We start from the raw sequence: 22,778 nt of genomic DNA on the forward strand, positions 1-22,778 counted from the left end.
TTCAAGAGTTTAACGTCTATTGACGATAAGCTCGCCAACTAAGCAGCCAAAATGTGACACCTGCGATACCGCTGGCCATCGAAAGCTGCTCATAAGCGTTATCCACCAATATTGCCGAGCATACGACTAAAGTGGCGCCAACGCCAAATAAAAACTTTCCTGTCGCCTGCTGGCGCTTACTTTGGCGATAACCTTGATAAAGCTGATCCATACGCTGGTTCATCGCTTTACCCTGTTTGAGGCTATCGTAAAGTAGCTCCGGCAGTTCCGGCAATTTCTCCGCCCAAAATGGCGCGCGATCTTTGATTGAATTAACCAAAGCTTGCGGGCCCACTTGATTCATCATCCATTCTTCAAGGAATGGCTTTGCGGTCTCCCACAAATCGAGCTGCGGATATAATTGTCTACCAAGTCCCTCAACGTACAGCAGCGTTTTTTGCAGCAGCACTAATTGAGGTTGCACTTCCATATTAAAGCGACGTGCGGTGTTGAACAGGTTCAACAGCACATGTCCAAAGGAGATTTCACACAGTGGCTTAGCAAAAATTGGCTCACACACAATGCGAATCGCGAACTCAAATTCATCGACATTGGTATCTGCCGGAACCCAGCCTGAATCAACGTGCAACTCCGCCACTCGGCGATAGTCACGATTGAAAAACGCGAGGAAGTTTTCCGCCAGATAACGCTTGTCTTCACTATTAAGTGTACCAACGATCCCGCAATCTAGCCCGATCCACATTGGGTTCTCTGGGTGTTCAGGTTTAACGAACACATTCCCGGGATGCATATCGGCATGAAAGAAACTGTCTCGGAACACCTGAGTGAAGAACACACTCACACCACGTTCTGCCAGCAACTTCATATTGGTGCCATTTGCTTCCAAGCCTTCAATATCAGAGACTTGGATGCCATATATTCGCTCAGAAACCATGACAGTTTCATTACTGAAGTCAGGAAAAACTTCAGGAACATACAATTCTTCGCTGCCTTCGAAGTTACGACGCAGTTGAATGGCATTCGCCGCTTCACGACGTAAATCGAGCTCGTCGAGCAAGGTTTTTTCGTACTCGCGTACGACTTCAACGGGTTTTAAACGACGTGCTTCAGGCATCGCTCCGGCGACTATACGCGCCATTCGGTGCATCAGTTTTAGATCTGAATCAATGACCGGGCGAATATCTGGACGGATAACCTTTAATACCACTTCTTGGTTAGTGTCTTTTAATCGCGCAGTATGCACCTGTGCGATGGACGCTGACGCCAGCGGTTTGATGTCAAACTCGGTAAACCAGTTCTCTAACGGCCCACCTAACGCTTTTTCCATCTGCTGCTTGGCCAGCTCGCCGTCAAACGGTGCAACTTGGTCTTGCAACAGCGCCAGTGGATCGGCGATATGCGGTGGAAATAAGTCGCGGCGCGTTGACATCATCTGACCGAACTTAATCCACACTGGGCCAAGCTCTTGCAGCGCAAGACGTAAGCGCTCACCAAGCGGTTTTTCTGGGTGTTGGTTCTTAATCCAGAATAGGCTCTTGCGCATCAATAATGGCGCTTCGGTCAGTTGATGGTCGGGCAACAACTCATCCAAGCCGTATTCTAGCTGTACTTTGATGATGTGGTATAAGCGCTTTAATTCTGCTGGCGTCATGGTTTCTCCAGCGCTGGCTTATCCGAGCCAACTTTGCTCAATAGAGCATTGAGACGCGCTTCAACGCGAGAAGCTTGGCTGCGTACCTCATCCACTTGATCGCAAAAATACGCGACTTCCAATGGTGCGGGTGCCAATTTCCACTCTTCTGTGACCACTTGAGCAAGGTGACGCTGATGTTTTTCCGCTTGAGAAACGAAGAAACCACCCACGTTTTTGGTGCCTTGTACCAAAGTGTGTGCAACTACATCGCCTGTTACGCGAGATAACCACTCTTCAATGTCCGGTTTGCAATCGGTCATCAACTGAGAAAATTTCTGCGCCAGTTGAATATCACCTTCCAGTTCAAGCTTGTCTTGCTTGATCAAGCGAGTGATGTTGGCTTGGTCACGCAGCTCAGGCAGCACGCTCAAGTTCAACGAGAGATAGCAGTCAGGCTGACCTTCGTAGTTACCCAGCACATCAATCTGCTGACTGAAAACAAACGTCAGCGTCTTGTCGATTTCTTTGAGGTGAACTTGGATAACTTGGCCCTTGAGACGCGCTAAACGACGACCCAAGGCAGGATCGTCTTTAATCAGTGTGTTCAGCGAAGTTTCAATGACAGCAGTGATAAGAGGTTCAAATGGCATGCCGTTAACCCTTAGAATTTGTAACCGCGGTGCAACGCCACAATACCACCCGTTAGGTTGTAGTATTTGGTGTTTTCGAAGCCAGCGTCTTGCATCATGCCTTCCAGTGTTTCTTGGTCTGGGTGCATGCGAATAGATTCAGCAAGGTAGCGGTAGCTTTCTGCGTCATTCGCGACCAATTCGCCCATTTTTGGCAATAGGTGGAATGAGTACGCGTCGTACACTTTTGATAGTGGTTCGAGAACTGGTTTAGAGAATTCTAAAACCAATAGACGACCACCTGGCTTGAGGACGCGGAACATTGAACGCAGTGCTTTGTCTTTGTCGGTTACGTTACGAAGACAGAAGCTAATGGTGATTACATCGAAGTAATCATCTGGGAAAGGCAGTTCTTCTGCGTTTGCTTGTACGTAGTGTACGTTACCCACAATGCCGTTATCGCGCAGTTTGTCGCGGCCAACATTCAGCATTGAGTTGTTAATATCTGCCAGAACAACGTGGCCTTGGTCACCCACAATACGCGAGAATTTCGCGGTTAGGTCACCCGTACCACCACCTAGATCCAGAATGCGCTGACCAGGACGAGCGCCACTGCAATCGATCGTAAAACGCTTCCAAAGGCGGTGAATACCACCTGACATCAGGTCGTTCATGATGTCGTATTTCGCTGCCACTGAGTGGAAAACTTCGGCAACTTTGGTCACTTTTTCTTCTTTCGCCACTGTGGTGAAACCAAAGTGGGTCGTTTCGTTCTCTAACGCTGTATTGGATTGCAAGCTTGTGTCCGTCATTCTAATTCCTCTTGGGCAGCACTTGTTCACTACAGGGCGTTTGCTGACAATGAAAGTCGCCCTCTGTACTGCGGGCGATTAGTTTACTTTATCCTCAGCCGGATGTCTTTCTACTAACGATTCATTTGGTGATTCATTTTCTGAAAATGCATCACTTTGCGCCAACTGCGCAAGGTCAGAAGAAATCGGTCGTTTGATTTCAACCCCCAACTGTCTAAAGCTTTCTGCTTGACGAATCACGTTGCCACGGCCTGTTGCCAGCTTGTTCATAGCGCCTTGATAGGTTTGGTTCGCTCGGTCTAATGCGCCGCCCAACCCTTCCATGTCATCGATGAATAAACGCAGCTTGTCGTACAGTTTGGTGGCGCGCTGGGCGATCAGTTTGGCGTTTTCATTCTGACGTTCGTTGCGCCATAAATTGTCGATGGTGCGCAATGCCACCAGCAACGTGGTTGGGCTAACCAAGATGATGTTTTGCTCCATCGCGTCTTTGATCAAGCTTGGGTCGGCTTGAATCGCCACTTGAAACGCCGGCTCTACCGGTATAAACATCAGAACATAATCGAGACTTTGGATGCCTTTGAGCTTGTGGTAATCCTTCATGCTCAAACCTTTGATGTGCGCACGCAGTGCGGTGAGGTGAGCACTTAACGCGCGGTCGCGTTCAGCATCCGTTTCGGCATTAAAGTAGCGCTCGTACGCCACCAATGCCATTTTCGAATCGACCACCACTTGCTTGTTTTGTGGCAAATGCACAATCACATCCGGTTGGTAACGCTTGCCCGCTTCGCTCTGTAGGTTCACTTGCGTTTCGTACTCGTGCCCTTCGCGCAGTCCCGATTCGGCTAAAACGCGCGCCAACACCACTTCACCCCAGTTACCTTGCTGTTTGTTATCGCCTTTGAGCGCTTGGGTCAGGTTCACGGCTTCTCGAGTCATTTGTTCATTGAGGCGTTGCAGATTTTTCAGCTCATGCACCAGCGTATGACGCTCTTTAGCTTCTTGGCTAAAGCTGTCGTTGACTTGCTTTTTGAAACCTTCTAACTGCTCTTTTAACGGTGACAACAACCCTTCTAAACTTTGACGGTTTTGCAAATCGACTTTCGCGGTTTTCTCTTCAAACAGTTGATTGGCAAGGTGCTCAAACTGTTGTTTCAGACGCACTTCGGCCTGCTCTAAAATTTGCAGTTTTTCCGCATTAGCCTGATTCATTTGCTCGTGGCGCGCCTGCTGCTCACGAAGCTGCGTTTCCAAACGGGATTTTTGTTCACGCATTTGGCCCAGCTCATCAAAATACTGCTGACGTTCTTGTTTGACGGCTTCGAAGTAACGCAATTTCTCCATGGCCGCCATCAACTTGCCGTGCGATTGGCGCACTTCAAAGGCCGCTTTATCGCGCTCGTTGTCGAGTTCATCCAACTCTTGCTGCGCATCGGCAAGGCTTTGCTTTACTTGTTCAAGCTGTTGTTGGTGAAGCTGTTTTTCTGACACCAACTGCTGTTCGAGTAGTTGAGTCTGGGTAATAAAGCGCTGCTTTACCCACCAACCCACGGCGACACCGCTCGCTGTCGCGGCAAAAAGAGAAGAAAGAATGAGAGATTGATGCTCAAGAATCCATTGCATAATAGCGAGTTAGCCTATGTTTTATATCTTTATCAATGGTATTTAGACACTGGATAAATGTCCAGTTTGTTGGATGAAAAATCCTCGCATACACTAGGCACTCCGTACAACATACTCACTCCCGCTCACTCTTTCAGCAAAGAGCGGCACATCATCACACAGAGGCATCATGAACGAGCGTCGTGCCCTAGGATTTGGGCTCTCAGCAGTATTACTTTGGTCAACGGTTGCAACCGCATTTAAACTGACATTAGCGGAATTTACGCCGATCCAAATGCTGTGTATCGCCAGTATGGTTTCTGCCATCGCGCTTACGATTGTGTGCGGTGCGCAAGGTAAATTAAACCAGCTAAGTGCTACTTTTCTCTCTAATCCTTGGTACTACTTGCTGCTTGGTTTGATCAACCCGTTGGCGTATTACTTGATCCTATTTAAAGCGTACGATTTGCTGCCTGCTTCTCAAGCGCAGGCCATCAACTACAGCTGGGCCATTACGCTCACCCTGATGGCAGCGGTGTTTTTGGGGCAAAAGATTCGTGGCAAAGATTGGATAGCGTGTGGATTCAGTTACCTCGGCGTGATCGTGATTGCAACGCAAGGCAATGTGCTTGGCATGCAGTTTGAGAGTCCGCTTGGCGTTGGCTTGGCACTGCTGTCGACGTTACTTTGGGCGGGTTACTGGATTCTCAACACCAAAAACAAAGCCGATCCGGTGGTGGGTGTTTTGCTGGGCTTTTTGGTCGCCATCCCATTCACTATCGCGTTGAGTTGGTACGAAGGTGCAAGCTGGCAATCTATCTCCATCAAAGGCTGGGCGGCGGTGACATACGTCGGCTTGTTTGAGATGGGAGTGACGTTTGTGCTGTGGTTGAGCGCCTTGAAGCTAACCCAAAACACGGCGCGCATCAGCAACCTGATATTTGCTTCGCCATTTATCTCGTTGATGTTACTGGCCACCATTATTGGTGAACAAATCCACCCATCGACGTTGATTGGACTTGTCTTAATCATCAGTGGTTTGGTCATCCAGCAGGTGACTTGGGGTAAAAAAGCCAAGGCGGCGAACGCATCGCAATAGTTGGTCATGCCCGAAAAACCTAGGACAATATGAAAACGGAGAAATGAAACGAGTTGGATAAAAAAGAGAGCTCGCTAACATTTTATTGATCGAAAGTGCCTTCAGTCGCTTGGAATTGTTCAAGCGTTGGATACGATATAACCAAAGCCCAGCCGCTAAACGCGGCGACATTCCTATAAATATTTGTGGGCACTTCAGGATACTTTACTAATTATGTTTCGCTTCGCTATTCCTTCACCGTTGATGACTGACTGGCAACACGCTCTGCAGCAATGCTGTGATGCCACTCAAGCTCAGGGACAACTTTATACCCTGAGCTACACCAAACAATGGCTATCCAGTGAGGTATCCACCTCGCCACAAAATCACCGCGCCATCGTGGCGATGATTGAGCAAAACTGCGCGCAATTTTCCGCGCCGCACTTTGACGTAGTTTGCTCACAATTTGATGATGAAAACCTGAGCCTGTGCCCAGTATGGCTACCGAATGAGGAGCTGTTTGCCGTTGTGACGTTGACGCACTCAACGCAGCAAAAGCAAACCGTTTCTGCGTGGCTGAGCGCACTGGCAGGCCGCATCAGTTTTGATGTTAGCCAGCATTATCATCAAGAGCTCAAACGTCATCACTCACACGCCAACAAGCCACTACCAACGCTGCAAGAATTCATCGATTGTCTGGATGACCACATCTGGATAAAAACCACCGATGGTCTGTACGCCATGACTAACCGCAGCGTGGAACAGGCGTGGAAAAAGTCTAACGATGACATTGTCGGGAAGAACGACTTTGACCTTTTCAGCACCGAACGCGCGGAAAAATTCATTGATGCCGACCGATTAGTGGTCGCTACTGGCACACAGAACATCGTTGAAGAGTGTCGCCAAATTGATGAAAACAACAACCCAACTTGGCTGGAAACCATCAAATCACCGGTACGAAATCAGGCCGGTGACCTGATCGGCATTTTGGGCATGACGCGCAACATTACCCGTCGCAAGATGGTGGAAACGCAATTGTCGTTGGCGTCGAAAATCTTCAACAACTCGCAAGAAGGTATGGTCATTACCGACAGCAATGCCAATATCATTGATGTCAACAACGCGTTCTCGCAGATCACCGGATTCAGCGCCGAAGAAGTGATTGGGAAGAACCCGAACATTCTCCGTTCTGGGCACCATGATGATGCTTTTTACCAACAACTTTGGCAGCAGCTTGAAACCAAAGGCCAATGGAAAGGCGAGTTTATCAACCGCAAACGTGATGGCAGCATTTACCCGCAATTAGCCACTATTAGCGCGGTAATGGATGACAAAAACCACCTAATTAACTACATCTGTGTGTTTGAGGACATCTCCGTGCGCAAAGCGCACGAAGAGAAACTGCAACGCATGGCGTTTTATGATCCGCTGACCAACTTGCCCAACCGAACCCATTTGATCAGCTTGTTGGAACAGCACATCGAGATGGAACAACCTTTTGCTACGTTGTTTCTTGATATCGACCACTTTAAGCACATTAACGACAGCATGGGCCATTTCTGTGGTGACCAACTGTTGTCGAAACTGGCGGTTCGCCTGCAAGACATTTTGCACCTGAACGCGCATGTGGCTCGCATAGGTGGCGATGAATTTGTCATCGTACTGCCAGACATTGACGGCGATTCTCCGTTACTCGAAACGTTAAGCTCAATTTTGGGTGTGTTCCGCCGCCCGTTCGATCTGGCAAATCACGATTCGCTGCGGATCTCCACCAGCATCGGTATCGCACTCTACCCGAACGACGGTCAAGACAGTGAAACGCTGCTAAAAAACGCCGACACCGCAATGTATCTGGCGAAGAAAAATGGCCGTAACGGCTACGCGTTCTACTCTCCGGATTTAACTGACAAATCGGTATCGCACGTCCGAATTCAATCTGCGCTGCATGAAGCGATAGAAAAAGAACAGCTGCATTTGGTGTATCAGCCGCAATACAACCTCGCGCAAAACGCAATTATTGGTGTGGAAGCCTTGGTGCGTTGGGAACACCCAGAATTTGGCTTAGTGCCACCTGCGGATTTTATTCCTATCGCAGAGAAGACGGGCTTGATTCAAAGCATCGGCGAATGGGTCCTCAAAGACGCCTGTTTACAAGGGACTGACTGGCTGGCGAGAGGCGTTCAATTTGGCAAAATTGCAGTCAATGTATCAGCACTTCAATTGCAACAGTCGCGCTTCATCAACAAGCTCAAAACCATCCTTCGTGAAACGGGATTCCCGGCGCATCGCTTGGAGCTGGAAATTACCGAAAGCTTTTTGCTTATCGATCCAAAACTGGCCATCGCATCGCTAAATCAGCTGTGTGAACTCGGAATCGAGATTTCGTTGGATGACTTCGGCACAGGCTATTCTTCGCTGTCGTACCTCAAAGGTTTGCCAATCAACAAACTGAAAATCGACCGCTCGTTTGTCAGTGATGTGCCTAACGACAACGACAGCAACGCCATTGTTAACGCCATCATTGCGATGGGCACGACGCTTTCACTCAAAGTTGTGGCGGAAGGCATCGAAACGCCAGAACAAGTGGCTTACTTGGTCGACAAAGGTTGTATCTACGGTCAGGGATATTTATTCAGCCCACCCGTTGCAGCGGAAAAGTTATTTAACTAAGCACAACGTTCAATACACTGGCAACTTTGCGGTTAGATGTTCGTCGAACCGCAAAGCGCCAAACGATCCGCTAAAATGTTGATGCACACCAACAGCGGCACGCCAATCAACAGCCCCATACCACCCCACAACCAACCCCAAAAGACCAGCCACATAAAGATGACCAACGGGTTGAGGTTAAACCGCCTCCCTAGCAAAGTTGGGGTGACAAACTGACTCTCGATTAAATTCAGCAACAGATATATCGACACCACTGTCAGCATAAAACTGACCGAATCTAGCTGCAAATACGCGACAAAACCAAAGCTCACCATCGAAATCACTGGTCCCAAATACGGCGCGAAATTCATTACCCCCGCAAACGCACCCCATAGAAATGGGTCTTCAAGGCCGAGGACAAAAAACACCAATCCTACACACAAGCCTAAACCCGCATTGACCAAAGTAATGGTGCCGATGTAGCGCGATAAATCTTTCTGCAGAGCCTGCACCAACTCCACCGCCTGACGTTGTTTCGAAAAACCACGCAAACGCGATACCGATTTACGAAACAGACTTCGACCATGATTAAGCATGAAATACACCATAAACAGCACAATCATCGCCTGAGTTAACAGCGTTGGTGTGGTGGTCGCGAGCGCTTTCAGCAGAGAAAACACCGTGTTGTTGCCCATCTCGTCAATGTTCATGTCACTGGCAAGCTCAAGCGGCGCGTTCATGTGCTCTGACGACGCTTTGGTCACTTCATTCACTTCCTGCGAAACGTTTTGGACGATGCTTGGCAACTCAGCCCACCATTGTTTCGCGGGTTCTGATATCGCCGCTAAACCGAGTATTGAAACACTCACCAATAACGTCAACGTCACCACCACGGTTATCGTGCGTGGCAGGCCTTTGTCTTCAAAATAATTGATCAGCGGGCTAAACAGCAGTGCCACGAACGTACTTATCACCATAGGTAACAGCACCGGTTTGGCGAAGTAGAGCGCAGGAACAAGCAATAACACCAGCAGAGACACGCCAATCACGGTATTGATGGGAAGGTTTAATTTTCCATTCATGCGCGTCCTCTACTGATGAGGTGGTAAATCGGATGGTTGAGCCGCTTCTTCACCAGCTTCTTTTGAGGATACAGCAGACGATGAAGAAGATTTGGCTAGCTGGCCACTCAAATCCATCGCGCCATTGAGCAGCAAACTGATGGAGGAGAGAGATGACGTGACGCGAGAAAGTCGCCCAGCTTTCGCAACAGCAATCGCGGCAAAAGCGCTCAACCCAAGCGCAGTCCACGGGTTTTCTTGCACGAATCGGTTCGAGGTAAATTTGAGGGTTTGCTTATCCAACAAGCATTGCTCCAAAGCCGCTTTACCCTCGATGCGTTTTATCTGCATGGCTCGGTCGAGTTTGGTTAGAGAACGCATGCCAGCCCTCCTGCAATTGGTCGGTTGTATTTTTGAAGCCAAGGAAGTGCGTCAGCCGCTTCTGCCACCACGCTAACCCAACTAACGCTAGACCTAACGACACAATAAACACGCCAACACTTAGCAGTAGTTGAGCGGTAAAGTGGTACGTCACTACACCCGCAACCAAACACACACTGAAGATAAACAGCACCGACAGCAGTGTAAAAATGATGCTGAACATCACGATTTGGCGCGCAGCCGCCACGTTGACTTTCATCTCTAGCAAAAACAAATCCAACGTCGAGCCCGACCACGTTCGCAGTGACGTCGAAAGGTCGTCAATCTGTGACAAAATGGCTCGCAGCCCATTAATGGCTTGTTCAACTTCCTGATTTTTAGCCCCATTTAGGGCTCGGCTACTGTCTGCAGTAGCCGAGCCTTGGCGCTCATTGATGGTATGCTCGGAGTCATTCATAAAACTCTTCCTTCATGATTAGAGCGAAATGTAAGGAACAGGCTTATTTGATGAGCTTAGAGACCGCCCAACCTGCCAGGAATGCACAACCGATACTCAACAGCGGGCGCTCTTTAATGACGTTTTCAGCGGATTTGGTCGCTTGCTGAATGTTCTCTGCGCCGACTTCCAGCTTCTCTTTGGCATGTTCTTTCATGGCGCCAACCGCTTCTGAAGTGGCTTGCTCTGCAAGGTGATATGCTTCTTCAAATTGCTCTTGAGGTTTAACTGCGCTTTCTTTTGTATTAGCCATAACTAGCCTCCGTTGATTGAGATTACCTTGGATTAAACGGTTGTGATTCCGCTGAGAAGTAATCTGATAAAAGTGAATTCTTTTCGTTTCCTCGTGAGTGGTATTGCGATTACTGTGCCAAGTTAATAAGTTATTGTTTTTATTGAAATAGAATTCAAATGGCCCCAATCATTGCAAAATGACCTGTAATTATTTCCTTTGAATAGATTCTTATTTGTAATTTTTTCTTATTCCCCACAAGAAATCACGCGCAATAAATAACCACCCCCATACTTACTCCTTATATTGTCTGGCATCACTCACACTCAATATTCATGGCATACAAAATGCTAGATATAAAATGCCACATAAAAAATATTGTTCATATTTAATGGCTAAGTCATCGCAATATAAGTTGCGCTTAAACACTGCAATAAAGTAACCGCAGTAACATAAAGGAGAAGATATGAGAAATGAAAACATCGCCTCAATCATTGAGCTTATTCACAGCGGTAATGATATTTACAAGAAAGCGATTGATAACATCGACAACACATCGCTAAACCATGTATTGCAGGATCTGGTTCATGTACGAGAACACGCCGCATTAGAGTTGAAACCTTATGCGATTACGAATCCTCAAACTGCCGACGACACGCCCGTGTCTTACACCATCAAGGCACGCGAAGTGTACAGTGATGTCATGAAAGAAGTGTCGTCAGACAAAGAATCGATGTACTTGGAACAGCTCGAAGGCGTGGAAAGTAAGGTATTGAAAGAGATCGAAAACGTCATCACCGCGCAGCCAGAGCAAGCAGATAACGCCGTGCTACTCAAAGTGCGCAGTGACATCAAAAGCTGTAAAGAAAAACTCAGCAATATTAGCCTGATCAGCTAATCGATAAATAAACCTAAAAAGAATGGTCAACATTATTGGCCATTCTTATTCAGAACCATTGATGAATATTCACACATACCAAAGCATAATGCTGAAATACTGAAAAAGAGGTCAGTATGACATTGAATAATACGCGAGTAAGGGAATTACTCATTAAAATGGTGCACCATCGCCAAACGTGTTTACCGCTTGTCGATCCTCATTCACATATGAATATTGCTCGATCGGCCTATCGGTTCGTTAAAATAGAAAAAGTGATGATCAAAAAAATGGTCGATCTATTTTTTGATCAAAATGGCGACGACTTTATCGCGGAACACGCCAACAAAACTGGAATTGCTACTCTCGGTAATTATAAAGAGATGCATTTTATGAATGCGCAATTACTGAATGAGTTAAAACAGCTCCTCCGAGAGTTGGATGATGCCAACTTAACAGCGCTGATCTCGTACTGGGTGGCGGCGTTACAAGTCGAAAACGACGAGCTGGAAAAACATTTACCCCAAGGTGAGTAGCTCTGCTCACCTTTTTCCTTCGTTTGCCTTCTCTATTTTTGCCCTTCTATCTGTTGCTTTGTCTATTCTTCGCATCGACCAACACGAGCTTTGCTTACTTTCTGCATCTATCTACATCAACCATTAGTCGACGTTCGACATAAAAAAACGCATCACAAGTGATACGTTTTTTGCGTCGTTGTTTGTAGTTTGTATTCGACTCTATTCGCAGTCGTCTTCATCGGCGTTAACTGGGAACAAACACATTAAGCGACTGAGGACGAATCTTGATCTCTAAACGACGGTCAGAATAGAGCTCACCGTCGATGACGTAGTCAATCGGCTTATCCGCAGTAATCGTTACCCCTGTCGCGCTCGCGTACTGAAACAGATTCGACTCATCCTGCGCACCGACGCTGGTTAATGTTAGATCCGACAACGCCACTAGGCGTCCACCCAGCGACTGAGTGTTATCAAGGTAGGTAATGTGCAGTTTCCCATCATCTGGCTGCGGCGCGCCGCCACCTTGCGCTAACACGGAACTAAATGGCGCGATGTTGGCAACGACGAAGCTGTGCACCTCCATCTCCTGACTCTCCCATCCTTGTTCACTCGCCGCCTGCCCTTCGAGGGTTACTTGCAGAGTTTGCACCTCTTCGGAAATAACAGCGTTAAAAAAGCCCGTTAAATACGCCAGTTGCCCAAAAGCATTTTTCTCTTCACGATGCGCGTGTTCAATCATCTTCTGTTCCAAGCCAATACCCAGCACCAACAGAATCAAACGCTGATTACATTCTGCGGTATCTATGCGTTGGCAATGACCTGCGAGAATGGCTTCACACGCTTTTTCCACCGGTGCTAACTTCACGCCGATGCCATACAGCACATGGCACAGCGCATTCGCCGTCCCCAACGGTATGATGCCGAGCTTGATGTCAGTGCCGACCAATTGGCTCGCCACTTCAGTCACCGTGCCATCGCCACCAGAGACAATCACCTGATTCACACCACTTTGTTTAGCTTGCAGTGCGAGGCTTTCTGCACTGGTGGTTTCGTCCGTTTGGCGAATGCTGAGACGATATTTTTTGGTCAACTCACGAATCACATGTTGTTCGTATTGCAGCCATTTCCCACCGCCCGCGACAGGGTTCACCACCATCCAGGTCGGCTCATCGAGTGTTAGCACGCCTTTCTCACTGATCGCGCGCAGAGTTTTGATCTGCAGATTATTGAGCCTTGCAGTACTGCGCACGCTGTTGATTTTCCGCATCACCGATTCCACCGAGAGCGATGGGTCTTTACTCAGTAAATAAGCCGCCACCACAAACACCGAACGGCCACGCCCAAGTGCGCAATGCACAACCACAGAGCGCCCGCAGGCGATTTGGGTATCAATCCAATTCATCGCATGACGTAAACGCTCCAAAGTCGGCGCTTTATGATCCAGCACGGGAATAGAAAGGTAGTTGAATTGCTTGTCAGTCATGGCGCTTTCTAAACCTGCGAACTCCGCCGTAACATCAACAATGCAGGAAATGTCGTTAGAGTCGAGAAACGCCAAATCGCTCGGGAACAAGCGCCGAGAAAGATAAAGATTGTCGCTGACTTGCTGAATGGGAGGGACAGTATCGCGCCGTCTCTCCCAGGCGTTGTAGGCTTTCGCCCCGAGCAAGAAAGGAATGAATGCCCATCGAATCCACCAGACAATTTTTCCGTCTTGGCTTTTTCTAAAGATGGACGGGAAATCAAATAAATAAGCCGCACTGACTAACGCTAAGGAAAGCGAAACCCAAAGCAGCAGTATACTTACTACGATTTGAGGTATGTAGATAGCAGCGAGCAACGCAACCAGCGCGCCAAGTAGATAATATTTGACGATGAACATTCAACCTCCTTAATCCTTAGCGATGGGATAACGCTTAGCCGGCCATCTCTTCGATATAGTCATTGGCCAACTGCTGTTTTTGTTTATCGGACATCACCTTGCCTGCCATTTGGAAAAAGCGTTGCTCTTCCTCTTCCAGATGGTGCAGTACCTTGTGGCGCAGTGTTTTCATGTGCGTAAGCCAAGCGGGCGAGCTCCACGCGGTGTCATCCAGCTGAGCGATTACTTTGTCGATGGCGTGGTGCTCGGCAATACCGTGACGTGTCATATCGATCGTCTTATCGCTCTCAATCAGCGGTGCGTAAAAGTAACGCTCTTCAGAGGCGGCATGTTGCTCAAGCTCGTGCTTTAGGTCGCGATAAAACTCTCGACGAGTTGGGGAATCTCCGGATGTTTCCATCAGTGCATCCAGCAAAAGGCGCTGTTTTTCATGACTTTCTTTTAGTACATCGAATATGTTCTTCATCTCTGACTCCTTATCGGATTAAGAATAGTTGGTAAAACAAAGGGCGGTTATCACGCCGCCCTTTTTTGCTGTTGATGGATGAGGAGAACGCTTAACAATCTTTGTCTTCCGCGTTCAGATTCTCTTTAAGGTTTTCACAACCATCTTCAATGGCGTTTTGCGCTTCTTCCGCAGTCTCATCCAATTTTTTGCCCGCTTTTTCCATTGGCCCTTCATCACTACACGCCGCTAAAGCAAATACCAAACCAAATACTGCGGCGATACGATAAATAAATGACGTAACTCGCATGCTAACTCCTATCTATTTACGTTTTTCTTTCCAAGTATCACAAATACTATTGATACAATTAATGACAACAGGAACAGATAAAATATCACTTGCGCGACAGCTGCGGCAGCACCGGCAATACCACTAAATCCGAGCACCGCTGAAACGAGAGCCAAAGCAAGGAAAATAAACATCCAACGAACCATGGTGTTGTCTCCTTATTTTTTAAAGTGAAAGCTCAATATTAGTTATTACTGAACGACTTCAAGCTTATCGACAACCTTATTTACATCGTTGGTATTATTTGCAATCGATAATGCCAGATCGTGCTCGGCATCTGAGTTCACTTTACCGGTTAAGGTTACGGTTTTATTTTCTGTGGTGACATCAATGTCTGTACCACTAACGCTGGTATCCATCAGTAAACGAGTTTTCACAATAGTAGTAATTTTTGAATCCGTTAATGCAGCAAATGTATCAGAATCGGCATCTTGTTTATTTTCACTCACTACCGTTAGCTCGTTATTTACTTTTTTCACACCATCAAGGCCTGAAACCAACTCTTCTGCCAGCGACTTTTCCAAATCGTTATTGACCGAACCTGTCAGCGTAACCACCTGATTTTCAACATCAGTGTTGATATCAAAAGAGTTCAGGTTGCTATTAAGCAGTAAGGTGGTTTCTGCTTTACCATCTAGCCAAGCGTCCATGGATTCTTTTTCCCATTTATCACTGGCTAATACTGCGGTAGATGACGTTGCAAGAACTGAAGTAAGTACAATTTTAGCTGCGATGTTATTCATGGTAATTCTCCTATATTGACGTTGCAGTTCTAATAGAGCAAAGCATGTGCCAACTTTATAAGTAACTATTTTTAAAGCGTTTATTTAAAAACAGCCGTTATATTTAAGATGAGAAAGAAACCATTCGTGAATAATTTACACAGAAGAAATGTAATTTTTAATCATTGAAGAAGAAAAGATAAATAGAGAAGAAATAACACCTCATCCTTTCGTTTATTTTTGTACGCAAAAACCATCAAGAGAGATTAATTTCTAAGGATTACAATTCCACACAACAAATAAGGAAAGAAAAACGATGTGGATATATAGTTTGCTGTTGATCTCACTATATTAATAACCAACCAGATTCTAAACAGACTTTGACAATATTTTGTCTTGTACAGCTTAAATAATACACGTACATTGTTTCTGTTATAGTGAAGAGGACATTTCTATGTCACTGCCAAGCCTGTTTCTAAGAATACAAGACCCCGCCCTCAAAGAGGCTATCGCTTCTTGTCAGGAATTACATAAGTTCCGTTTGTATGACACAGAAACGGACGATGATTGGATTGATCACTTCGTCGACGTTCGACCGGATGTCGCGATTGTCGAAGTGGCGCATTTCACTCACGCTGATTACCAGCGACTTTCCGATATCGAAGCCATTTACGACATGGACTTAATCATCATCAGTTCAGGCGCGCCTAACGAGAACCTCGATAAACTGATGAACCTAGGTGCCATTTTTCACTACAGAAAACCCGTCGATCTCACCATCCTGTCTGATACGCTGACCGAAGTGAGCCAGTATTATCAACACAAGCAGGAGCAAGGACGTAAAGTCGCCACCAGCGATTTGGATCAGTTTGGTCTGCTAGTTGGCTCATCTTCTCCGATGCACCAGCTGTACCGCATGATCCGCCGTGTCGCAAAAACCGAAGCCAACGTATTGATTGTTGGTGAAAGTGGCTCGGGTAAAGAGCTTGTGGCACAAACCATCCATCTCGCCAGCGAGCGTAAGCAGCAACCTTTTATTGCCATCAACTGTGGTGCCATTAGCCCAGAACTGGTCGATAGCGAACTGTTTGGCCACGAAAAAGGCGCATTTACTGGCGCGAACAAAACTCACCAAGGGGTATTTAAGCAAGCGGAAGGCGGCACGCTGTTTTTGGATGAAATTACGGAGATGCCGATCGAGCATCAAGTGAAACTGCTGCGTGTGCTAGAAACTGGCGAATACCGCCCAGTGGGCAGTAATACCGTCCACATCGCCAATACCCGCATCGTCGCGGCGACCAACCGCGATCCTAAAGTCGCGATCGAAGAACAATTTCTGCGTGAAGACCTATTTTTCAGGCTATCTCACTTTCCGCTAACCGTTCCACCATTGCGCGAACGTGGCGGAGACATCGTCGGATTAGCCAAACACTTTATTGCGCACCGCAACGCTAACGAATCCAAAACCAAGACGATTCTCGACTCGGCAATCCAAAAAATCGCCATGCACGATTGGCCTGGCAACGTTCGAGAACTCAAACACACCATCGAGCGAGCGTTCATTCTCGCCGACGATACCATTAAAGATGAACATCTGATTTTCGATACGCCGCCACTAGAAACTGGCACCCGATTAGAAGATATGGTGCCTGCTGGCGTATCGTTAGAAGAGCTGGAAAAAGCCGCTATTCTCAATACGCTTGAAGAGAATCAAGGCAACAAAACGGAATCGGCTCAGGAGCTGGGTATCAGCGTTAAAACGCTGTACAACAAGCTCGAAAAGTATCAAGACGAGTAAACACACCGCAAATAGCAAAAGAGCACTGAATTCAATTCAGTGCTCTTTTTCGTCGTCTCTTTCTATCTTTGCATGCAGCGCTGGATTACACCCACTGACCTGCCACAAAACCACTCGACCAGCACCATTGGAAGTTATAGCCACCTAACCAACCGGTCACATCCATCACTTCTCCGATGAAGTACAAGCCTTTGATGTTTTTACATTCCATGGTTTTAGAAGACAGGTGATCGGTATCTACACCACCCAAAGTCACTTCCGCCGTGCGGTAGCCTTCGGTGCCATTAGGTGCGATTGACCAGTTTTCTAAACGCTCCACCACGCTAGCAAGCTCTTTCGGGTTGAACTGCTTGAGAGGTTTATCCATCAGCTCTTTACGCTCAATCAGCACTTCCACTAAACGCTTTGGCAGCACTTTTGCTAGGGTGTTCTTTAGCGATTGATTTGGATGTTTCTCAAGGCTGCGCTCGAGCAGCAGAGCGATGTCTTCGTTAGGAACTAAGTTGATAGAAACTTTCTGACCCGCTTTCCAGAAAGAGGAAATTTGCAAAACCGAAGGGCCCGATAAGCCGCGGTGAGTAAACAACAGCGCTTCTTTGAACATGGTGCCGTCTTCGGCGGTAATTTCCGCAGGCACAGCAATGCCAGACAGTTCAGCGAAATCTTCTTTATCTTCTTTGTGCAGCGTAAATGGCACAAGTCCCGCCGTAGTAGGGATTACTGGCAGACCAAACTGCTCAGCCACTTTGTAACCAAATGGCGTCGCGCCCAGCTTTGGCATGGAAAGGCCACCGGTCGCAATCACCAAAGATTCGCACTCAACGGGCTCAGTACCCGCGTGCAGACGAAAGCCTTCTTCGGTTTTCTCAATGGTGTGCACATCGCATTGGTAACGCTGTTGAATGTTTGGCATGTCACACTCGGCCAGCAGCATCTTCACGATGTCTTTGGCGGTAAAGGCATCGACACAAAACAATTGGCCGTGGTCGCGCTCTTCAAACTCGATGCCGTGTTTGCTGACCATGGAGATGAAATCCCAGTTGGTGTATTGCGACAGCGCCGATTTCACGAAGTGTGGGTTTTGGCATAGGTAGTTGCTGGCTGATACGTCGTAGTTAGTGAAGTTGCAGCGGCCACCACCAGAGATAAGGATTTTACGTCCTGGCTTTTTGGCATGATCCAGCACAAGCACACTGCGTCCGCGCTTGCCTGCTTCTGCAGCACACATCAAACCCGCGGCTCCCGCGCCAATTACAACAACATCAAATTTCTTACTCATCGGTCGCTCTTAGGCTCTATCCAAAATCCAAAACAATAAAAAAGGATGTGCTTATTGCACATCCTTGCTTTCTAAGAGCGCCATTCTACCGACAAATGTCGAAAGGGAAAAGCGCTTAAATTCCAAGCATCGCCTAGTACGGCTTAGCTGGAAAGACCTACAAGATGAAGGCCGCCAGTAGGGTAACACCAAGCAACGCGGTTGATAGCACAAACAACTCACGCACCCGTTCACACTTACCTGTGAATATCTCATCATGGTGATGGTGATACTCTTTGCTTTTAATGTAGTGGAACAAACGCACCTGTTTGGTGACGTTACCGTGAGTGGTGAAGAAACCATTGCCATCCACTTGTTGATACAACAATGGGTGCGCTTCACGCATGATGTAAATAAGAGAACGAAGAGCGGTGAGATAACGGATCATATTGACCCCCGTTACTACCATTAGCGCAAATAAGATTGTGTCTCCACTGATCATCTTTTCCTCCCTACATCTTCAACAATGCTCAAGAGAAAAAGACGATCAATGCTTCGTCTTTTAACCGCTACTTATTGCGTTGAGAACGCTTTACGCAGCTGGAGCACCCATGATTGAAGATGAACCTTCTTTCGCCATTTGAGCTAGATCTTTGTCGATGAAGAACAATGCTTTGCCGTCCTCACCAACCAATTCGATCTTATCTAAAATCCCTTTAAACAACTTCTCTTCTTCGTGCTGTTCTGACACGTACCACTGTAGGAAGTTAAACGTTGAGTAGTCTTGGCTTGTAAATGCAACATGCGCCAATTTATTGATTTTTTCCGTGATCATTTGCTCATGTTCGTAGGTTTCACGGAAAACATCACCTAGGCTTGCGAAATCATGTTTTGGTGCTTCAATCGCGCCTAGGATAGGCATTGAGCCAGTTTCACTCACATACGTGAACAGGCGTTGCATGTGCTCCATCTCTTCTACGGCGTGTGCACGTAAAAATTCAGCCGCACCTTCAAAACCTTTGTCTTCACACCAAGCACTCATTTGTAAGTATAGATTGGATGAGAAAAATTCTAGGTTAATTTGCTCATTCAATTGTTCGACCATAGTTTGAGACAGCATGTTAACTCCTATTTATGTGCATGCGTTTTACACCACTATAACATGATTACTGAGACAAGACTTTGTACCTACAATAATGATATGAGATCACTTCGGCAAAATTTCTCAAGGGTTAGTGCTAATCTGAAACTATACCCAAGTGACTTCATAAATGCCGAAGTCAGGGCCTTGGCACTGAGGTCAGTTCGAGGTTGCTTAGGTATACGACCTTACAAGGAGATAGCAATATGAGTTACAAACACATACTTGTGGCAGTCGACCTTTCAGACGACAGTAAAGTGTTGATTAAGAAAGCCGTATCACTGGCTAAACCTCTGGATGCGAAAGTCTCTTTTATTCACATCGACGTGAATTACGCAGAGCTCTACACCGGGCTTATCGATATCAACATGGCAGAAGCGCAGCATCAAGCGATGGAAGCGTCTCGTACCCAATTGGCAAACTTTGCGGAGTACGCTCAATACCCAATCACTCATACTTTAGTCGGCAGTGGTGATTTAAGTAACGAGTTGTGCGACACCATCAAAGATTACAGTATCGATTTAGTGGTTTGTGGTCATCACCAAGATTTCTGGAGCAAGATTCTCTCTTCAACTCGTCAACTGATTAACTGTTCACCAGTCGATATGCTGGTCGTACCGCTAAAAGACTGATTGGCGCGACGTTAAAACTTGGTTAGACTGCGGGCACATTTGTTGTTGATAAAGATTCTCATCTATGGCTTATCTATCCGCAGTTACCCTGCTTTGGGCATTTTCATTCAGCCTGATCGGCGTTTACCTTGCTGGTCAGGTTGATTCTTGGTTCTCCGTGTTCATGCGTGTGGCACTGGCCAGCGTTGTATTCATTCCTTTCCTTAAATTCCGCGGCGTAAGCAAATCTCTGATCGCGAAACTGATGATCGTCGGCGGCTTTCAGCTCGGTTTGATGTACTGCTTCTACTACCAGTCTTTCTTACTCCTTTCTGTTCCAGAAGTGTTGCTGTTCACTGTATTCACACCGATTTATGTGACGCTGATTTACGACTTCCTGAAAGGTCGTTTTTCGCCTTGGTATTTAGTCACCGCGCTGATCGCAGTCGCGGGTGCGGCATGGATCAAATTCGCTGGCATTAACGAAAACTTCCTAATGGGCTTTTTGGTCGTGCAAGGGGCAAACCTCTGTTTTGCCATCGGTCAGGTGGGCTACAAATACATCATGGAAAGTGAGCCCGTCGATTTACCACAGCACACCGTGTTTGGTTACTTCTACTTGGGGGCGCTTTGTGTAGCAACCGTGGCTTTCGCACTCATGGGCAACCTCGACAAACTGCCAACCACCGCAACCCAATGGGGCATTTTGACCTACCTTGGTTTGATTGCATCAGGCTTTGGTTACTTTGCGTGGAACAAAGGGGCAACCTTAGTGAATGCCGGCGCGTTAGCGGTAATGAACAACGCGTTAGTGCCAGCAGGCTTAATTGTGAATATCGTAATTTGGAACCGAGACGTCGACATCGTGCGCCTCGCGATTGGCGGCGCGATCATCATGCTATCGCTATGGATTAACGAAACGTGGGTGAAAAAACGCGTTGAAATGAGCTATGCCAATAAGTAGCGCGCCTTTCTCAACACATATTCCAGCAATAAAAAACGCTCTCCAACTGGAGAGCGTTTTTTTAATTCAATTAATGCACTTTGGCTTGCGAGCTTACGCCCATCAACGCATTAGGCGGCGTTGGTAACAACACTTCCAACTTCGCATTGCGGGCTTCCAGTTTGCGTTGACGCTTGAGCAACTTCTGCTGCTTTTTTGCCACTTTTAGCAGCTTTTTCTGCTGTTTGTAGTGTTTTTTCAGTGCCTTTTTCGCTTTCTTAAGCGCTTTTTTATCGGCCAAATCAAACAGTGCAGGAGCCGCCATCGACACTGGTGTCACCACTTTCGCAGCTTGTTTCTTCTCTTTCACTCGCTCGACCACACGTTTCACGATCGCCGCCTTTTCTGCACTGTGTTTTGGCGTGACGGAAATGGATTGCGCAGGCAGCGCTTCAGCTAACAGACCACATACTTGTTGCTCGTTTAACGGCTTGTCTTGGCATTTTTGTGGAGGAATTGCGGCAGGCTTACACAATGAGTCTTTAGAAGCGGAAGAGCGTGCACAAGAGCGACAAACGAACTTAGGTGCGACGACCAAACGGTGAATGTCACCCAAGTTGGCCGCAATTTGTTTGCGGTTCATCTTACATAAGCGTTTAGACATTCGACTACTCCAGCTTCCCAATTATCGACAGCATCACAACAAGTGAAATAATAATAATTCTTAGTTAGATATACAGTCAGAGTGTCGAATTAGCAAGTGAAAACTATCAATAGTGTGCAGGAAAGAATGGCAGCGTCACAGCACTTGGTTCAATGCTGTGACGAGAAGTTTTTGCGAGTCAGGAGGTTATGCCATCGAGGCTTTGACGTAGACGTCGAAACGGTTCTTTTTGGTTTCAATCGCCATACTTGGCTTTTGCTCGTTCAACCAATTCGCGTAGTCCGGGCGCTTAACCACCACGCGTTTCGTTGCCAACGCCAGAGCAGGTTCGAGCAATCCATCGGCATCCAAATCCGCTCCCACCAAAGATTGGAAGACGCGCATCTCTTTTTTCACTAACGCGGATTTCTTTTTGTTTTCTGGGTGCGGGTACATCGGGTCGAGATACACCACATCCGGTTTCACAAACTCGCGGTTTTGCGCCAGTTGATCCAGCGCGTCATGGCTGGAGGCATGGATCAGCGACATACGCTCAGATACCCACGAGCCGATTTCTGGGTCTTGTTTCGCGCGAGCCAAGCCATCATCCAACAAGGCCGCCACGACTGGGTGACGCTCGACCATCTGCACTTTACAACCTAGCGATGCGAGCACGAACGCATCACGACCAAGGCCTGCCGTGCCGTCTAACACGGTTGGGGTCGCACCTTTGTTCAAGCCTGCGGCTTTTGCGATCGCTTGCCCTTTACCGCCACCGAATTTACGGCGATGACCCACCGCGCCACCAATCAAATCGACAAAAATCGCACCGAGCTTAGGCTCATCGACTTTACGCAGCTCTAAACGCTCCGCAGTCAGCACCAAAGCAAAGTCGCTCTCGTCAGTGTGAGAAAGCTGCCAACGCGCAGCCAGTTCGTCGAGTTGAGATTGTTGAGACGGGTCTTCACAGATCAATTGCAGTTGCAAAAGGAGGCTCCAATAAAAATCGAGGTAACTG

The 22,778-nt window shown here is 47.2% G+C and carries 25 protein-coding genes; 7 read left to right on the forward strand and 18 right to left on the reverse strand.

Translation table 11 applies throughout. The annotated features are described in order from the left end of the window. Nucleotides 1-16 precede the first annotated feature (16 nt). The 4 genes from ubiB to rmuC form a co-directional block, all read right to left on the reverse strand. Nucleotides 17-1,651 (reverse strand): ubiquinone biosynthesis regulatory protein kinase UbiB, encoded by a 1,635-nt coding sequence (gene ubiB / locus ACF8OV_RS10495; protein WP_203504506.1) that lies wholly within the window; start codon nt 1,649-1,651, stop codon nt 17-19. Further along, nucleotides 1,648-2,283, reverse strand: coding sequence for an SCP2 domain-containing protein (locus ACF8OV_RS10500; RefSeq protein ID WP_005456848.1), 636 nt, complete (start codon nt 2,281-2,283; stop codon nt 1,648-1,650). The genes ubiB and ACF8OV_RS10500 overlap by 4 nt, the downstream gene beginning before the upstream one ends. 11 nt (nt 2,284-2,294) lie before the next feature. After that, complete coding sequence (ubiE, locus tag ACF8OV_RS10505) at nt 2,295-3,074, reverse strand: bifunctional demethylmenaquinone methyltransferase/2-methoxy-6-polyprenyl-1,4-benzoquinol methylase UbiE (protein WP_005456853.1); 780 nt, start codon at nt 3,072-3,074, stop codon at nt 2,295-2,297. A 78-nt stretch (nt 3,075-3,152) separates the two neighbouring features. After that, entirely contained in the window at nt 3,153-4,697 is a 1,545-nt protein-coding gene (gene rmuC, locus ACF8OV_RS10510; protein WP_005487477.1) for a DNA recombination protein RmuC, read from the reverse strand. A 169-nt stretch (nt 4,698-4,866) separates the two neighbouring features. Here rmuC and ACF8OV_RS10515 point away from each other — a divergent pair, with 169 nt between their 5' ends. Both ACF8OV_RS10515 and ACF8OV_RS10520 read left to right on the forward strand, forming a co-directional pair. After that, nucleotides 4,867-5,775: a DMT family transporter gene (locus tag ACF8OV_RS10515; RefSeq protein ID WP_053811600.1), complete on the forward strand. Its 909-nt coding sequence runs from the start codon at nt 4,867-4,869 to the stop codon at nt 5,773-5,775. 213 nt (nt 5,776-5,988) lie between these two features. Continuing rightward, nucleotides 5,989-8,424, forward strand: a complete 2,436-nt coding sequence (locus ACF8OV_RS10520; RefSeq protein WP_140351657.1) for an EAL domain-containing protein — start codon at nt 5,989-5,991, stop codon at nt 8,422-8,424. Between the two features lie 32 nt (nt 8,425-8,456). Here the strand turns inward: ACF8OV_RS10520 and ACF8OV_RS10525 are convergent, their stop codons facing one another. From ACF8OV_RS10525 to ACF8OV_RS10540, 4 genes are read right to left on the reverse strand one after another with little or no spacing between them, the layout of a single operon-like run. Then, the gene (locus tag ACF8OV_RS10525) at nt 8,457-9,485 is read right to left on the reverse strand and encodes an AI-2E family transporter (protein WP_025501981.1); all 1,029 of its coding nucleotides are present in this window, start codon (nt 9,483-9,485) and stop codon (nt 8,457-8,459) included. A gap of 9 nt (nt 9,486-9,494) precedes the next feature. Then, nucleotides 9,495-9,845, reverse strand: coding sequence for a hypothetical protein (locus ACF8OV_RS10530; protein WP_075111088.1), 351 nt, complete (start codon nt 9,843-9,845; stop codon nt 9,495-9,497). Then, nucleotides 9,790-10,302 carry a phage holin family protein gene (locus ACF8OV_RS10535; RefSeq protein WP_021486857.1) on the reverse strand — a complete coding sequence of 171 codons (513 nt, stop codon included), beginning with the start codon at nt 10,300-10,302 and terminating at the stop codon, nt 9,790-9,792. Before ACF8OV_RS10535 ends, ACF8OV_RS10530 begins: the two co-directional genes overlap by 56 nt. A gap of 43 nt (nt 10,303-10,345) precedes the next feature. After that, nucleotides 10,346-10,594, reverse strand: a complete 249-nt coding sequence (locus ACF8OV_RS10540) for a hypothetical protein (protein WP_005466481.1) — start codon at nt 10,592-10,594, stop codon at nt 10,346-10,348. Nucleotides 10,595-11,039: 445 nt separating this feature from the next. On the opposite strand from ACF8OV_RS10540, the gene ACF8OV_RS10545 reads away from it, so the two are divergent. Continuing rightward, a complete protein-coding gene (locus tag ACF8OV_RS10545; RefSeq protein ID WP_069521767.1) occupies nt 11,040-11,471 on the forward strand; it encodes a PA2169 family four-helix-bundle protein in 432 nt (143 codons plus the stop codon). Between the two features lie 116 nt (nt 11,472-11,587). Then, the gene (locus tag ACF8OV_RS10550) at nt 11,588-11,986 is read left to right on the forward strand and encodes a hypothetical protein (RefSeq protein WP_029826238.1); all 399 of its coding nucleotides are present in this window, start codon (nt 11,588-11,590) and stop codon (nt 11,984-11,986) included. A 226-nt stretch (nt 11,987-12,212) separates the two neighbouring features. On the opposite strand, the gene ACF8OV_RS10555 is transcribed toward ACF8OV_RS10550, so the two are convergent. The 5 genes from ACF8OV_RS10555 to ACF8OV_RS10575 all read right to left on the reverse strand — a co-directional run bounded on the left by ACF8OV_RS10555 (nt 12,213) and on the right by ACF8OV_RS10575 (nt 15,387). Continuing rightward, nucleotides 12,213-13,850 (reverse strand): diacylglycerol kinase family protein, encoded by a 1,638-nt coding sequence (locus tag ACF8OV_RS10555; RefSeq protein WP_258496052.1) that lies wholly within the window; start codon nt 13,848-13,850, stop codon nt 12,213-12,215. Nucleotides 13,851-13,884: 34 nt separating this feature from the next. Further along, the gene (locus tag ACF8OV_RS10560; protein ID WP_258496053.1) at nt 13,885-14,316 is read right to left on the reverse strand and encodes a hemerythrin domain-containing protein; all 432 of its coding nucleotides are present in this window, start codon (nt 14,314-14,316) and stop codon (nt 13,885-13,887) included. Between the two features lie 91 nt (nt 14,317-14,407). Further along, on the reverse strand, nt 14,408-14,605 hold the full coding sequence (locus tag ACF8OV_RS10565; protein WP_005466987.1) for a hypothetical protein: 198 nt from the start codon (nt 14,603-14,605) through the stop codon (nt 14,408-14,410). Nucleotides 14,606-14,613: 8 nt separating this feature from the next. Continuing rightward, a complete protein-coding gene (locus ACF8OV_RS10570) occupies nt 14,614-14,790 on the reverse strand; it encodes a DUF1328 family protein (RefSeq protein WP_005478615.1) in 177 nt (58 codons plus the stop codon). 45 nt (nt 14,791-14,835) lie between these two features. Then, nucleotides 14,836-15,387, reverse strand: coding sequence for a BON domain-containing protein (locus ACF8OV_RS10575; RefSeq protein ID WP_025441130.1), 552 nt, complete (start codon nt 15,385-15,387; stop codon nt 14,836-14,838). A gap of 433 nt (nt 15,388-15,820) precedes the next feature. Here ACF8OV_RS10575 and ACF8OV_RS10580 point away from each other — a divergent pair, with 433 nt between their 5' ends. After that, nucleotides 15,821-17,164 (forward strand): sigma-54-dependent Fis family transcriptional regulator, encoded by a 1,344-nt coding sequence (locus ACF8OV_RS10580; RefSeq protein WP_258496054.1) that lies wholly within the window; start codon nt 15,821-15,823, stop codon nt 17,162-17,164. 85 nt (nt 17,165-17,249) lie between these two features. Here the strand turns inward: ACF8OV_RS10580 and ACF8OV_RS10585 are convergent, their stop codons facing one another. The 3 genes from ACF8OV_RS10585 to ftnA form a co-directional block, all read right to left on the reverse strand. After that, complete coding sequence (locus tag ACF8OV_RS10585; RefSeq protein ID WP_005496652.1) at nt 17,250-18,443, reverse strand: NAD(P)/FAD-dependent oxidoreductase; 1,194 nt, start codon at nt 18,441-18,443, stop codon at nt 17,250-17,252. A 157-nt stretch (nt 18,444-18,600) separates the two neighbouring features. Continuing rightward, nucleotides 18,601-18,924 (reverse strand): universal stress protein UspB, encoded by a 324-nt coding sequence (uspB, locus tag ACF8OV_RS10590; protein ID WP_005394407.1) that lies wholly within the window; start codon nt 18,922-18,924, stop codon nt 18,601-18,603. A gap of 90 nt (nt 18,925-19,014) precedes the next feature. Then, the gene (gene ftnA / locus ACF8OV_RS10595) at nt 19,015-19,542 is read right to left on the reverse strand and encodes a non-heme ferritin (protein WP_005467599.1); all 528 of its coding nucleotides are present in this window, start codon (nt 19,540-19,542) and stop codon (nt 19,015-19,017) included. 227 nt (nt 19,543-19,769) lie between these two features. Between ftnA and uspA the strand changes: the two genes are divergently transcribed. Then, the gene (uspA, locus tag ACF8OV_RS10600) at nt 19,770-20,195 is read left to right on the forward strand and encodes a universal stress protein UspA (protein WP_005467601.1); all 426 of its coding nucleotides are present in this window, start codon (nt 19,770-19,772) and stop codon (nt 20,193-20,195) included. A 64-nt stretch (nt 20,196-20,259) separates the two neighbouring features. Beyond that, a complete protein-coding gene (locus ACF8OV_RS10605) occupies nt 20,260-21,138 on the forward strand; it encodes a carboxylate/amino acid/amine transporter (protein WP_005467602.1) in 879 nt (292 codons plus the stop codon). Between the two features lie 70 nt (nt 21,139-21,208). Here the strand turns inward: ACF8OV_RS10605 and ACF8OV_RS10610 are convergent, their stop codons facing one another. Further along, a complete protein-coding gene (locus ACF8OV_RS10610) occupies nt 21,209-21,781 on the reverse strand; it encodes a hypothetical protein (RefSeq protein ID WP_031856031.1) in 573 nt (190 codons plus the stop codon). A gap of 186 nt (nt 21,782-21,967) precedes the next feature. After that, complete coding sequence (locus tag ACF8OV_RS10615) at nt 21,968-22,747, reverse strand: class I SAM-dependent methyltransferase (protein WP_258496055.1); 780 nt, start codon at nt 22,745-22,747, stop codon at nt 21,968-21,970. Nucleotides 22,748-22,778: the final 31 nt, after the last annotated feature.

It is taken from the genome of Vibrio sp. GLN_1, from assembly GCF_043106015.1.
Lineage (GTDB): Bacteria > Pseudomonadota > Gammaproteobacteria > Enterobacterales > Vibrionaceae > Vibrio > Vibrio parahaemolyticus.